Source organism: Micromonospora rosaria (genome assembly GCF_001567585.1).
GTDB classification, from domain to species: Bacteria; Actinomycetota; Actinomycetes; order Mycobacteriales; family Micromonosporaceae; genus Micromonospora; species Micromonospora rosaria.
In genome coordinates, this window is the sequence record NZ_LRQV01000009.1 from 82,482 (window position 1) to 96,260 (window position 13,779).

Genomic DNA, 13,779 nt, shown 5'->3' on the forward strand with positions numbered 1-13,779 from the left:
CCATGGGAGGACAGGGCTGATGCGGGCACACGAGGCCGGGGCGCTGCACGGCGACCTCGGCAGCCGGGGGCCGGCCTGGTTGCGTACCCCGGTCGACGTCAACGCCCTGGTGCCGCAACTGTGGCCGCGCAACGTGGCGCGGGCCGCCGACGGCGCGCTCGCCGTCGCGGGCCTCGGCGTCCGGGAGATCGCGGCCGAGTTCGGCACCCCGGTGTACGTGCTGGACGAGGACGACCTGCGGTCCCGGTGCCGGGAGTTCCGGGCCGCCTTCCCGACCGAGGACGTCTACTACGCGGGCAAGGCGTTCCTCTGCCGCGCGGTGGTCCGGATGATCGCCGAGGAGGGCATGTTCCTGGACGTCTGCACCGGGGGTGAGCTGGCCACCGCGCTGTCGGCCGGGATGCCCCCGGAGCGGATCGGGTTCCACGGCAACAACAAGTCCGTGACCGAGCTGACCCGGGCCCTGGACGCCGGGGTGGGCCGGATCATCGTCGACTCGTTCACCGAGATCGAGCGGCTCACCGCGCTGGCCCGGGAGCGGGGGGTGCGCCCGGCCGTGCTGATCCGGGTCACCGTCGGCGTCGAGGCGCACACCCACGAGTTCATCGCCACCGCCCACGAGGACCAGAAGTTCGGCTTCTCGCTGGCCGGCGGGGCGGCGATCGCGGCGGCGCTGCGGATCATCGACGAGGGCGTGCTGGAGCTGCGCGGGCTGCACTCGCACATCGGCTCGCAGATCTTCGACACCAGCGGGTTCGAGGTCTCCGCCCGGCGGGTGCTCGCCCTGCAGGCGCAGATCCGCGACGCGCGCGGGGTGGAGCTGCCCGAGCTGGACCTCGGCGGCGGGTTCGGCATCGCGTACACCACCCAGGACGACCCGTCCGCCCCGGCGGACCTGGCGAAGCGGCTGCGCAAGATCGTCGACGCCGAGTGCGCGGCGGAGAAGCTCGCCGTACCGCACCTGTCGATCGAGCCCGGCCGGGCCATCGTCGGCCCCGCCGTCTTCACCCTCTACGAGGTGGGCACGGTGAAGTCCGTGCTGCTGGGCACCGACGGGGACGGCACCGACGCGCGCCGCGCGTACGTCAGCGTGGACGGCGGGATGAGCGACAACATCCGGACCGCCCTGTACGACGCCTCGTACTCGGCGACGGTGGCCTCCCGGGAGTCGACCGCCCGGCCGATCCTCGCCCGCGTGGTGGGAAAGCATTGTGAATCCGGGGACATCGTGGTGAAGGATGAATTCCTGCCCGCCGACGTGCAGCCCGGAGATCTTGTTGCCGTGCCCGGCACCGGTGCCTACTGCCGGAGCATGGCCAGCAACTACAACCACGTTCCCCGGCCCCCGGTGGTCGCGGTCCGTGAAGGCCGGGCCCGCCTCATCGTCCGGCGGGAGACCGAAGAAGACCTGCTGGCATTGGATGTTGGATGACGTCACCTGTGCGCCTGGCCCTGCTCGGCTGCGGCACCGTCGGCAGCGAGGTGGTCCGCCTGCTGCACGAGCAGTCGGCCGATCTCGCCGCCCGGATCGGCGCCCCCCTGGAGATCGCCGGCATCGCCGTGCGCCGGCACGGCCGGGACCGTGGTGACCTGCCGGTCGACCCGGCGCTGTTCACCACCGACCCGCTCGCCCTGATCAAGTCCGACGACGTGGACGTCGTGGTCGAGATGGTCGGCGGCATCGAGCCGGCCCGGACCTGGCTGGTGGAGGCGCTGCGGGCCGGCAAGAGCGTGGTGACCGCGAACAAGGCCCTGCTGGCCGAGGACGGCGGCGCGCTGCACGACGCGGCGGCCGAGGGCGGGGCCGACCTGTACTACGAGGCGTCGGTGGCGGGGGCGATCCCGCTGCTGCGCCCGCTGCGCGAGTCGCTGCACGGGGACCGGATCAACCGGGTCACCGGCATCGTCAACGGCACCACCAACTTCATTCTCTCCGCGATGGACGCCAGCGGCGCCGGCTTCGCCGAGGCCCTGGAGGAGGCGACCGAGCTGGGGTACGCCGAGGCCGACCCGACCGCCGACGTGGAGGGCTTCGACGCGGCGGCGAAGGCGGCGATCCTGGCCTCGCTGGCCTTCCACACCCGGGTCGGCGCGGCCGACGTGTACCGGGAGGGGATCACCGAGGTCACCGCCGCCGACATGGCCAGCGCCAAGGCGATGGGGTGCACCATCAAGCTGCTCTGCATCGCCGCCCGGGGCGCCGACCCGCAGGGCCGGGAGACGGTCAGCGTCCGGGTGCACCCGGCGATGATCCCGCTCAGCCACCCGCTGGCCAGCGTCGGTGACGCCTTCAACGCGGTCTTCGTGGAGGCCGAGGCGGCCGGGCAGCTCATGTTCTACGGCCGGGGCGCCGGTGGGGCGCCGACCGCCAGCGCGGTCCTCGGCGACGTGGTGGCGGTGGCCCGCAACCGGCTCGCCGGGGCGCGGGCGGCCAGCGAGTCCGCGTACGCCGACCTGTCGGTGCGGCCGATGGGGGAGGCGCTCACCCGGTACCACATCAGCCTCGACGTGGCCGACCGGCCGGGCGTGCTCGCCTCGGTGGCCGGGGTGTTCGCCCGGCACGACGTGTCGATCGCCACCGTCCGGCAGGGCTCGGCGGAGGCCGGCAGCGGCCGGGGCGAGGACGCCGACCTGGTCATCGTGACCCACGTCGCGCCGGACGCGGCGCTGGCCGCCACGGTCCGGGAGCTGCGTGGCCTGGACACCGTACGCTCCGTGACCAGCGTCCTGCGGGTCGAGGGCGGGGTGTGAGCGGACCCGGCACTGGCCGGGTACGGTCCCGTCGGGCGGGTGTCCCGCCAGATGGGTAACGGTGGGTGTGCCGCCGGTCGGTCCGGCCGGCTGGTTCACCCTGGAGACGTCCCCCGGTCAGCGGGGTGGTAGAGGCGAGGAGAGCGACATGTGGCGGGGTCTGATCGAGGCTTACCGGGACCGGCTGCCGGTCACCGACGCCACGCCCGTCGTCACCCTGCACGAGGGGAACACCCCGCTGCTGCCGGCGCCGGTCCTCTCCGCCCGGCTCGGCTGCGACGTGTACCTCAAGGTCGAGGGGGCGAACCCGACCGGGTCGTTCAAGGACCGGGGGATGACCCTGGCGGTCTCCAAGGCGGTCGGCGCCGGGGACAAGGCGATCATCTGCGCCTCGACCGGTAACACCAGCGCCTCCGCCGCCGCGTACGCGGCCCGCGCCGGGATCACCTGCGCGGTGCTGGTGCCGCAGGGCAAGATCGCGCTGGGCAAGCTGGCCCAGGCGCTCGTGCACGGGGCGAAGCTGCTCCAGGTCAACGGCAACTTCGACGACTGCCTGGCGTTGGCCGGCAAGCTCGCCCAGGACTACCCGGTGGCCCTGGTCAACTCGGTCAACATCGACCGGCTGCAGGGCCAGAAGACCGCCGCCTTCGAGATCGTCGAGGCGCTCGGCGACGCCCCCGACATCCACTGCCTGCCGGTCGGCAACGCCGGCAACATCTCCGCGTACTGGATGGGCTACTCGGAGGACCTGCGCGACGGCAACGCCACCCGCGCCCCGAAGATGTACGGCTTCCAGGCCTCCGGCGCCGCCCCGATCGTGACCGGGCAGGTGGTGACCGAGCCGTCCACGATCGCCACCGCGATCCGGATCGGCAACCCGGCGAGCTGGACCCGGGCCGTCGACGCCCGGGACGCCTCCGGCGGGCTGATCGCCGCGGTCACCGACCGGGAGATCCTCACCGCGTACCGGCTGCTCGCCCGGGAGGTCGGCGTCTTCGTCGAGCTGGGCAGCGCGGCGAGCGTGGCCGGCCTGCTGCAGCAGGCGGCGGCCGGCCTGGTGCCGGCCGGCTCGACGGTGGTCTGCACGGTCACCGGCCACGGCCTGAAGGACCCGGAGTGGGCCATCACCACCGCCCCGGCCCCGATCACCATCGCCAACGACCCGCTGGCCGCCGCCCGCTCCCTGGATCTCGCCTGACCCTCTGATCCCCAGCGGACCGGGCGGGGGAGCGGCGTGGCCGGCAGTCGCCGCGATCGTGCACTTTCGGCCCCGGGTGTGGCGGCTTTGCCCCCTTATGTCGGGGCGGTGAATGCACGATCGTGGGGCGGTGGGGGCGCGATGGCCTTGGTCAGGGTGCGGGTGACCAGGGTGAGCACCTCGTGTCGGGAGATGTCGTGCTCGGCCAGGTAGCTCCACCCGCCGTAGAGCTGCGACCAGAGGGTGCTCTGCAACCAGTCGGCGGGTAGCGCCGGGTCGATGGTGCCGTCCGCGTGGCCGCGCGCCACCATCGCGACGAAGTCGTCGTCGCAGCCCTCCTCGGACCAGTACGGGTCGGTGATCAGTTGCGGCTCGGCGAAGAGCAGTGAGAGCAGCCCGCCGAGGTCGAAGTACTCGGTGCAGAGCCGGTGGAACGCGGCGGCACCCGTGCCCTCGTCCAGCCGGGCGCGTTCGTCGGCCCGGCGCAGCCGGGCCGCACCCTCGGCGGAGACGGCCGCCAGCAGGTCGGACCGTTCGGGGAAGTACCGGTGCAGGGTGGTCCGGCCGACCTGCGCCGCAGTGGCGATCTCGCCGAGGGAGGCGGCGGCGTTCTGGCCGAGCACCTCGATGGCGGCGTCGAGGATCGCCTGCCGGGTGCGGGTCCGGCTCCCACTCTCCGGTGAACTGACCATGGCGACAGGTTAGCAACGCCCCTTTCTGGAATATCGGTTGCCCGTAATGGAACGTACGTGTTCCACTCCCGGGGTGACTGCCTCCGCCTCGCGACGACACCTGCTGTTCGCCCTGCTCCGCCCGCACTGGCCCGCCATGCTGCTCGGCCTGCTGCTGGGTCTGGTCGCCAACGCGGCCGGGCTGGCCACCCCGCTGGTGACCAAGTGGGTGCTCGACACCCTCGGCGCCGGGGAGCCGTTGACCCGTCCGATCCTCGTCCTGCTGGCCCTGGTCGTCGTCGGGGCCGGCATCGGCCTGTGGCAGTGGATCCTGATGGGCACCGTGGCCGAGCGGGTGGTGTACGAGGCCCGGGTGTCGATCATCCGGCGGTACTTCGCCGCCCGCATCGACCAGCTCACCCGGCGACCGGGCGGTGAGCTGGTCACCCGGGCCACCTCCGACCCGGCCCTGTTGCACGAGGCGTCCGGCAGCGTCGTCGGCCTGATCAACGGCGCGGTGGCCCTGGTCGGGACGCTGGCCCTGATGGGCGTGCTCGACGTGGTGCTGCTGGGCGCGACGCTGGTCGCGGTGGTCCTGGTGGCCGTGCTGATGGGGCTGATCATGCCCGCCATCGGGCGGGCCCAGGAGGCGGCGCAGGAGTCCGTGGGCCGGCTCGGCGGCACCCTGGAGGGCGCGCTGCGCGCCATCCGCACCGTCAAGGCCAGCCGGGCCGAGCCCCGTCAGACCGAGTTGATCACCGGGTACGCCCGGGACACCGCCCGGCACAGCGTCCGGGCCGCCCGGCGGTCCGCCGTGGTCTGGACGATCTCCTGGACCGGCATCCAGGTGGCCGTCATCGTCATCCTCGGCTTCGGGGCGGCGCGGGCCGAGCGTGGGCTGATCGAGGTCTCGACCCTGATCGCCTTCCTGCTGTACGCCTTCCAGCTCATGGGCCCGATCGGCGAGCTCACCCAGAACCTGACCGCGATGCAGGCCGGGATCGCGGCGGCGAGCCGGATCCGGGAGATCGAGGCGATCGAGGTCGAGCCGGCCGGCGCGCCGGGCACCCGACCGGTCCCCGACGTCGCGCCGACGCCTCGCCGGGGCGACCCGGTGCTCGTGTTCCGGGGGGTCACCGCGCGGTACGGGCCGGACGGCGACCCCGCGGTCAGCGACATCGACCTGCGGATCCCCCGCACCGGCCACACCGCCCTGGTAGGCCCCTCCGGTGCCGGCAAGACCACCCTCTTCTCGCTGCTGCTGCGGTTCCTCGAACCGGTCGACGGCGTCCTGCTGCTCGACGGCCGGCCGTACCCCGACCTCAGCCCGGCCGAGGTCCGGGGCCGGCTGGCCTACGTGGAGCAGGACGCCCCGGTGGTGCCCGGGACGATCGGGGACAACCTCCGGTTCACCCATCCGGACGCCACCGACGAGGAACTGTGGGAGGCGCTGCGGACGGTGCACCTGGCCGACCGGGTCGCGTCGTTCGACCTGGGCCTGGACACCCCGCTCACCGCGACGTCGGTCTCCGGCGGGGAGCGGCAGCGCATCGCGCTCGCCCGCGCCGTCCTGCGTACCCCGGACGTGCTGTTGCTCGACGAGGCGACCGCGCAGGTCGACGGCCTCACCGAGGCGGCCGTCACGCGCTGCGTGCGGGACCGGGCGGCGGTGGGCGCCGTGGTGACCATCGCGCACCGGCTCTCCACCGTGCTCGACGCCGACCAGATCGTGGTGATGGAGCGCGGCCGGATCCGGGCCGTGGGCAGCCACCGCGACCTGCTCCGCGAGGACGCGCTCTACCGGGACCTGGTGGCCGCGCTGCGGATCACCCCCGAAGCGGTGGCGGACGCCGCCGTCCACTGAGCGCCCCGCAGCCCGTCGTGGTCGCGGGGTCGGGCAGACTGCTCCTGCCGAACATCCTTCTTCCAGGAGTGAGCCACGCCGATGTCGCTGCTCGCCAGATTCAGCCTCGCCAACCGAGGGCTGGTCGCCCTCATCGCGGTGGTGACCACGCTCTTCGGGGCGCTCGCCGTGCCGTCGCTGAAGCAGCAACTTCTGCCGTCGCTGGAGTTCCCGGCCGCGTTCATCGTGGCCGGGTACCCCGGCGCCGCGCCCGAGATCGTGGAATCCCAGGTCACCGAGCCGATCGAGAACAGCCTCCAGGGGATCGAGGGGCTGGAGGAGGTCACCTCGACCTCCCGCGAGGGCTTCGCCACCGTCCAGGTGCAGTACGCGTTCGGTACCGACCTGGACGACGTGGTCAACAAGATGCAGACCGCGTTGAGCCGGATCGACTCGCAGCTTCCGGAGAACGTGGACCCGCAGGTCATCGCCGGGAGCACCGACGACCTGCCGGCCGTGGTGATCGCCGCGACCACCGGCGGCGACGAGCGGGCCCTCGCCGCCCGGCTCCGCGACACGGTCGTGCCGGAGTTGGAGGCGATCGACGGGGTCCGGTCGGTGGACGTCACCGGGGACCGCGACGACGTCGTGGTGATCACCCCGGATCCGGCCAAGCTCGCCAAGGCCAAGCTCGCCCCGACCGCGATCGGCACGGCGTTGAAGAACAACGGGGTGGCGGTGCCGGCGGGTGCGGTCACCGACGGGACCAGGGCGCTGACCGTGCAGGTCGGCACCCCGATCGCCAGCCTGGAGGACCTGCGCGGGATCGCGCTCGTCTCGACCCAGCCGAAGACCGCGCCGGTGAAGCTCGGCGACGTCGCCTCGGTCGAGCAGCAGCTCGCCCCGCCCACCGCCTTCACCCGGACCAACGGCCAGGACAGCCTCGGCCTCGCCATCACCGCCGCGCCGGACGGCAACGCCGTCGAGATCTCGCACGAGATCCGGGACCGGCTCGCCGAGCTGGAGACCGCTGCCGGAGCCGACCTGACGGTGGTCTTCGACCAGGCGCCGTTCGTGGAGAAGTCGATCGAGACGCTGAGCACGGAGGGTCTGCTCGGGCTGGTGATGGCGGTCATCGTCATCCTGGTCTTCCTGCTGTCGGTGCGCTCCACCGTGGTCACCGCCGTCTCCATCCCGCTCTCCGTGCTGGTGGCGCTGCTGGCCCTGTGGATCGGGGACTACTCGCTGAACCTGCTCACCCTGGGCGCGCTGACCATCGCGGTGGGCCGGGTGGTGGACGACTCGATCGTGGTGCTGGAGAACATCAAACGCCACCTGGAGTACGGCGAGCCGAAGCGGGAGGCGATCCTCACCGGGGTCCGCGAGGTGGCCGGCGCCGTGACCGCCTCCACGCTGACCACGGTGGCGGTCTTCGCCCCGATCGCGTTGGTCGGCGGCTTCGTCGGGCAGCTCTTCGCGCCCTTCGCGATCACCGTCACGGTGGCGTTGCTGGCCTCGCTGCTGGTCTCCCTGACCGTGATCCCGGTGCTGGCGTACTGGTTCCTGAAGCCGCCGGCCACCTCCGACGCCGAGGTACGCCGGGCCGCCGAGGAGAAGGAGCTGCGCAACCCGTTGCAGCGGGGGTACCTGCCGGTCATCGACTTCGCCACCCGTACCCGGAAGACCCGGTGGATCACCCTGGTGGCCGGTGTGGTCGTGCTCTCCGGCACGCTCCTGCTCGCCCAGCGGCTGGAGACCAACTTCCTGGACGACTCCGGCCAGGACACCCTGAACATCACCCAGAAGCTGCCGGCGGGTACCGGCCTGGCCGGCACCGACCAGGCCGCCCGCCAGGTCGAGGCGGTGCTGGCCCGCACCGACGGGGTGGAGAGCTACCAGGTCACGGCGGGCGGCGGCGACAACCCGTTCGCCGGGGGTGGTGGCAACGCGACCGCCTCCTTCTCGCTGGCGCTGGACGGCGAGACCGACGCCGCGCAGATGCGGGAGATCCTGCGCAAGGAGTTCGACGGCCTCGGCCCCGCCGCCGGGGAGATCACCTTCGGTGGCGGGCAGGGCGGCGCCGCCGCCAACGAGATCCGGGTGATCGTCCAGGCGTCGGACCCCGACACGCTGGCGCGGGCGGCCGAGGAGGCCCGCCAGGTGATGGCCGGTACGCCCGACGTCGCCGACGTGTCCAGCAGCCTGGCGGAGCGGGTGCCCCGGGTGGAGGTCGTGGTCGACCGGATCGCGGCGGCCCGTGCCGGGCTCACCGAGGCGGCGGTCGGTCAACTGGTGGCGCAGATCTACCGGGGCACCCCGTTGGGGCAGGTGTCGGTCGACGGCGGGCAGCGTCCCGTGGTGCTCGCCACCGGGGCCACCCCGCCGACCACCGTCGACGAGTTGCGCGAGCTGCGGGTCGGGCCGGTCACCCTGGACGACATCGCCGACATCACCCAGTCGGAGGGGCCGCAGCAGATCACCCGGATCGACGGGGAACGCAGCGTCGCGGTGACCGGCACGGCGACCGGCTCGAACCTCGGCGCGACCAGTCAGGAGCTGCGGGAGCGGCTGGACGGGCTGGACGTGCCCGGGGCGACCTTCGCCCTGGGCGGGGTCAGCGCCGACCAGGAGGAGGCCTTCGCGGACCTGGGGCTGGCGGTGCTGGCCGCGATCGCGATCGTCTTCCTGATCATGGTGGCGACGTTCCGGAGCCTGGTCCAGGCGCTGATCCTGCTGGTCTCCGTGCCGTTCGCGGCGACCGGGGCGATCGGCCTGCTGCTGGCGACCGGCACCCCGATGGGCGTACCGGCGCTGATCGGTGTGCTGATGCTCGTCGGCATCGTGGTGACCAACGCGATCGTCCTGCTGGACCTGGTCAACCAGTACCGCGAGCAGGGCATGGGGGTCCGGGAGGCGGTGGTCGAGGGCGGCCGGCGCCGGCTGCGCCCGATCCTGATGACCGCGGTCGCCACGATCTTCGCGCTGCTGCCGATGGCGTTCGGGCTCACCGGCGAGGGGGGCTTCATCTCGCAGCCGTTGGCCATCGTGGTGATCGGCGGCCTGCTCAGCTCGACGCTGCTGACCCTGGTCCTGGTGCCGACGCTGTACGCGATGGCGGAGCACACCAAGGAGTCGTTCCGGACCCGCCGGGCGCGGCGACGCGGTGCGGCTGCGGCCGGTGCGGCCCGGGACGGTGCGGCACCGGCCGGGACCGGCCCGGAGCCGGCTGCGGGCTCGGCGACGGAGCGGCCGGCCGGTGAGCGTCCGGCCGGTGCGCCGGAGGCGACCGCGCCGGCCCGGGTGGGGACGCCGGCCCCGACGGGCACCGACGGCGGAGGCGCCGAGCCGGCGGCCCGGCCGGCCCCCTCCGGGGCGCTGATCGACGGTACCGACCAGTTCGAGGTGCTCCGGCTGCCGAAGAGCCGGCAGTCGCCGTTGCCGCCGACCGAGTAGCACCTCGTGCAGTAGCCCCGGCGGGTGCCCCCGTCGGCCCGGACGCCCCGGTGGGAGCACCCCGCCGGGGCGTCCGCCGTCCGGCCGGTGTCACTCCGCCATCCAGCGGGTACGCTGAGTAGTTAATCGATTGCCGAGAGTTCTGCCCGGTCAGGGAGCCCAGATGGAGCGGGAGCGGGCCGTGTCGGGCGGTACGGGCCGGTGGAGCCGGCGTACCGTCCTTCGGCAGGCTGCGCTGCTCGCCGGGGGCGCCACCCTCGCCACCAGCGCCACCCAGGGCCGGTCCCTGCTGCGCCGGGGCGAGCCGCTGCCGGACGGTCCGGTCAGCGCCACCTCGGGCAACCTGCGCCAGGAGGTCGGCCGGGGAGTGCTCTCGATCACCTGGGCGGGCGGCCGGAGCGGCAACCGGGTGGCGCTGACCTTCGACGACGGCCCCCGCCCACAGTGGACCCCGATGGTGCTGGACACCCTCGACCGGTACGCCGTCCCGGCCACCTTCTTCCTGGTCGGTGAGCGGGCCCGGCGGCACGCCGACCTGGTCCGGGGCCGGTTGGGCCGGCACGAGGTGGGCAACCACAGCTGGGCCCACCAGGACCTGGCCCGCCTCGACGCCCCGGCGGTGCACGAGGATCTGTGCCGCGCCCACGAGGCGGTGGCCGAGGCCGCCGGCGTCCCGCCCCGGCTGTTCCGGCCGCCGTACGGCCACCTCGGCGGGGCGGTGCTGCACGCGGCCGTCCGGCTCGACTACCGGCTGGTGCTCTGGTCGTTGCAGATGGTCGAGCGGGAGTACCCCGACGACCCGGTCGGGCACGCCCGCCGGATCGTCGCCGACGTCCGGCCCGGCACCATCCTGCTCGCCCACGACGTCGGTACGCGGCGACGCCGGGTGGCGCTGGACGGACTGCCGCTGCTGATAACCGGGCTGCGGGACCGGGGGTACGAATTCGTCACGGTGTCGCAGATGCTGCAGAACGACGGCCCGGCGGTGACAGCCGGGTAGGGTCGGGCCACGTGGCTTCAACCCTTGCGGTTCTCACCCGGAACCGGAGCTTCCGTAATCTCTTCCTCGCCGAACTGGTGGTCTTCGGCGCCGACTGGTTCGTCATGGTGCCCCTGCTGGTGCTGCTGCCCGCGTTGACCGGCAGCGGGGTGTGGGGCGCGCTGGTACTGGCCGTGGACACCGGTGTCGTGGCGTTGCTGCTGCCGTACACCGGGACCATCGCCGACCGGTTCGACCGCCGCACCATCATGATGGCGGCGAACGGGGCCGCCCTGCTCGGCGCGCTGCTGCTGCTCGGGGTCCGCGACGCCGGGACGGCCTGGTTGGCCCTGGTCGGCATCGGCGTGATCGGGGTGGCGAAGGCCTTCTACCTGCCCGCCGCCCAGGCGGCCCTGCCCAACGTGCTGGAGCCGGCGGAACTCGCCGCCGGCAACGCGGTCGCCGGGTCCGCCTGGGGCACGATGACCGTGGTCGGCGCGTCGCTGGGCGGGGTGCTCAGCGCGGCGGCCGGCCCGTACGTCTGCTTCTGGGTGGCCGTGGCGGCGCTGGCGCTGGCGGCCGGGGTGACCGCGACCATCCGCCGGCCGCTCCAGGCCGGGACGGCGGGCGCCGGGGAACGGCAACGCACCTGGGCGGCGATCCGCGAGGCGCTGGTCTACATCGGACACCGGCCCCGGGTGCTGGCGTTGGTCACGGTGAAGTCCGCGGTGGGCCTCGGCAACGGCGTGCTCACCGTCTTCCCGCTGCTGGCCGGGGTGTACGGGGTCGGCGCGATGGGCGCCGGGCTGCTCTTCGCCGTCCGGGGCGCGGGCGCGCTGGTGGGGCCGATCCTGATGCGCCGGCTGCTGACCCGGCGGGCCTGGCTGCTCACCGGCCTGGCCCTGTCCATGTCGCTGTACGGGCTGTCCTATCTGGGTGCCTCGGTCGTCGACTGGTTCCCGCTGGTGCTGGTGCTGGTCTTCCTGGCCCACTTCGCCGGTGGCAGCAACTGGGTGATGTCCAACTACGCCCTCCAGGGCGAGGTGCCGGACCGTTTGCGGGGGCGGGTCTTCGCCACCGACATGATGCTCGCCACGGTGGCCATCTCGGTGAGCCAACTCGTCGTCGCCGCCGTGGTGGACCTGGTGGACGAGCGGGTGGTGCTGGCGGGGTGCGGCCTGGTCACCCTGGTCTACGCGATCGGCTGGCGGATCGCCACCCGGGGGTTGTCCCTCACCGAGCCGGCCGCGCCGGCGGACCCGGTGCCGAGCACCCGGTAGGCGGCCCCGGTCCGGGCCGACGGGCCCGGGCCGGTGGCGTTACAGCGGGCCGACGGGTCCCGGGCCGGTGGGCCGGGCGGCGGCCGGTGGGCGGTCGGCGCGTCCCAGCCGGCGGGTGGCCCGTGGCGACGTCGGCGCGGAGCCCTAGCATGAGCCCGTGCCGACGACATTCGAAACCGGTCCGGTCCGGGTCCGGGTACCCGCCACCAGCGCCAACCTGGGGCCGGGATTCGACGCGCTGGGGCTCGCCCTCGGGCTCCACGACGACGTCTCCGCCGAGGTGACGACCGGGGACGTGCGGGTGACGGTGACCGGCCAGGGCGCCGGTGAGCTGCCCGCCGACGACCGGCACCTGGTGGTCCGGGCCATGCGGGCCACGTTCGAGGTGCTCGGCGGGCAGCCGCCGGGGCTGTCGGTGGAATGCGTCAACCGGATCCCGCAGGCCCGGGGGCTGGGCTCCTCCTCGGCGGCGATCGTCGCCGGGGTGCAGCTCGCGCGGGCCCTGGTGGTCGACGGGACGCGGCGGATGGACGACGCGGCGGCGCTGCGGCTGGCCGCCGAGATCGAGGGCCATCCGGACAACGTCGCGCCGTGCCTGCTCGGCGGGTTCACCGTGGCGTGGACCGAGGAGTCCGGCGCCCGCGCGGTCTGTCTGCCGGTCGCCGAGGGCGTCCGACCGACGGTCTTCGTGCCCGTGGAGCGGGGGCTGACCGCCGAGGCGCGGGCGGCGCTGCCGGGCACCGTGCCGCACGCCGACGCCGCGCTGACCGCCGGCCGGGCCGCCCTGCTGGTGCACGCGCTGACCAGCGAGCCGGCCCTGCTGCTCCCGGCGACCGTCGACCGGCTGCACCAGCACTACCGCGCGGCCGGGATGCCCGGGACGTACGCCCTGGTCACCGCCTTGCGTGCGGCGGGAGTGCCGGCTGTGGTCAGTGGGGCGGGGCCGACCGTGCTGGCCTTCACCGAGCCGCCCGAGGGCTTCGAGCCGGGAATGGATTGCCAGATCTGGCGGTTGCCGATAGACGTCAGCGGTGCGCTGGTCAGCCGGGGTAGACTAGGACACGCCGAGCGGGACCCTGTTGCCGCAGGTCGGAAGAGTTGATTACGCTCTAGGCCTAGCACAGCCGCGAAGCATGCGATCTCCTGCGGGTCGGCGCACCCCCGAAGCTGTCGGCGGTCAGCCCGTCACCCCTGCCAAAGGCCCACGCCGCACCGCAGTTTCCACAGGTCGCCGCAGGTGGCGGCACCTGCCCACCGAGGTTGGTGGGTCGGGAGACCGTCCGCTGCTGTGTCACAGACTCCCGCGACGCGTCACGCGAGGCGGGTGCACCGAGGCCGCCCGGCCACCTGGTTCGACTCCGGGCAGTCCGGCCTATCGAGGGAAGGAATCCATTGAGCGACACCACCGACGTGACGTCGGATGTTTCCAACGTCGCTGGCGATGCCACCGCCGCCGCCCCCACCCGGCGGCGGCGTAGCGGTACCGGTCTGTCCGCGATGCTGCTGCCGGAGCTGCAGAGCCTGGCCGCGTCGCTCGGCATCTCCGGCACGGCTCGCATGCGCAAGGGCGAGCTGATCAGCGCGATCACCGAGCGGCAGGGTGG

10 protein-coding genes are annotated in these 13,779 nt (G+C 73.6%); 9 read left to right on the forward strand and 1 reads right to left on the reverse strand.

The features are described 5' to 3' along the window. The first annotated feature begins 19 nt into the window (after positions 1-19). The 3 genes from lysA (at position 20) to thrC (ending at position 3,949) form a co-directional block, all read left to right on the forward strand. Entirely contained in the window at positions 20-1,432 is a 1,413-nt protein-coding gene (lysA, locus tag AWW66_RS04925; RefSeq protein WP_067360323.1) for a diaminopimelate decarboxylase, read from the forward strand. Between the two features lie 8 nt (positions 1,433-1,440). Continuing rightward, positions 1,441-2,751: a homoserine dehydrogenase gene (locus AWW66_RS04930; RefSeq protein ID WP_067360325.1), complete on the forward strand. Its 1,311-nt coding sequence runs from the start codon at positions 1,441-1,443 to the stop codon at positions 2,749-2,751. Positions 2,752-2,899: 148 nt separating this feature from the next. Then, complete coding sequence (gene thrC / locus AWW66_RS04935) at positions 2,900-3,949, forward strand: threonine synthase (RefSeq protein ID WP_067360327.1); 1,050 nt, start codon at positions 2,900-2,902, stop codon at positions 3,947-3,949. Between the two features lie 95 nt (positions 3,950-4,044). Here the strand turns inward: thrC and AWW66_RS04940 are convergent, their stop codons facing one another. Beyond that, entirely contained in the window at positions 4,045-4,641 is a 597-nt protein-coding gene (locus AWW66_RS04940) for a TetR/AcrR family transcriptional regulator (RefSeq protein WP_067360329.1), read from the reverse strand. 73 nt (positions 4,642-4,714) lie between these two features. Here AWW66_RS04940 and AWW66_RS04945 point away from each other — a divergent pair, with 73 nt between their 5' ends. From AWW66_RS04945 to AWW66_RS04970, 6 genes are all read left to right on the forward strand, one after another. Continuing rightward, positions 4,715-6,484 carry an ABC transporter ATP-binding protein gene (locus AWW66_RS04945; protein ID WP_245647907.1) on the forward strand — a complete coding sequence of 590 codons (1,770 nt, stop codon included), beginning with the start codon at positions 4,715-4,717 and terminating at the stop codon, positions 6,482-6,484. Between the two features lie 81 nt (positions 6,485-6,565). Beyond that, positions 6,566-9,916 (forward strand): efflux RND transporter permease subunit, encoded by a 3,351-nt coding sequence (locus AWW66_RS04950; RefSeq protein ID WP_067360331.1) that lies wholly within the window; start codon positions 6,566-6,568, stop codon positions 9,914-9,916. A 163-nt stretch (positions 9,917-10,079) separates the two neighbouring features. Further along, positions 10,080-10,916: a polysaccharide deacetylase family protein gene (locus tag AWW66_RS04955; RefSeq protein WP_245647909.1), complete on the forward strand. Its 837-nt coding sequence runs from the start codon at positions 10,080-10,082 to the stop codon at positions 10,914-10,916. Positions 10,917-10,927: 11 nt separating this feature from the next. Beyond that, complete coding sequence (locus AWW66_RS04960) at positions 10,928-12,175, forward strand: MFS transporter (RefSeq protein ID WP_067360333.1); 1,248 nt, start codon at positions 10,928-10,930, stop codon at positions 12,173-12,175. Between the two features lie 157 nt (positions 12,176-12,332). Beyond that, positions 12,333-13,277, forward strand: coding sequence for a homoserine kinase (gene thrB / locus AWW66_RS04965; RefSeq protein WP_067360335.1), 945 nt, complete (start codon positions 12,333-12,335; stop codon positions 13,275-13,277). A gap of 290 nt (positions 13,278-13,567) precedes the next feature. Continuing rightward, on the forward strand, positions 13,568-13,779 hold a 212-nt coding region (locus tag AWW66_RS04970), incomplete at its 3' end, for a Rho termination factor N-terminal domain-containing protein (protein WP_211271834.1).

What these genes read in the sequence shown, in the direction of transcription:
- thrC (WP_067360327.1), top strand. Translation starts at nt 2,900, where the DNA reads ATGTGGCGGGGTCTGATCGAGGCTTACCGGGACCGGCTGCCGGTCACC.
- AWW66_RS04950 (WP_067360331.1), top strand. Translation starts at nt 6,566, where the DNA reads ATGTCGCTGCTCGCCAGATTCAGCCTCGCCAACCGAGGGCTGGTCGCC.
- lysA (WP_067360323.1), top strand. Translation starts at nt 20, where the DNA reads ATGCGGGCACACGAGGCCGGGGCGCTGCACGGCGACCTCGGCAGCCGG.
- AWW66_RS04955 (WP_245647909.1), top strand. Translation starts at nt 10,080, where the DNA reads ATGGAGCGGGAGCGGGCCGTGTCGGGCGGTACGGGCCGGTGGAGCCGG.
- AWW66_RS04940 (WP_067360329.1), bottom strand. Translation starts at nt 4,641, where the DNA reads ATGGTCAGTTCACCGGAGAGTGGGAGCCGGACCCGCACCCGGCAGGCG.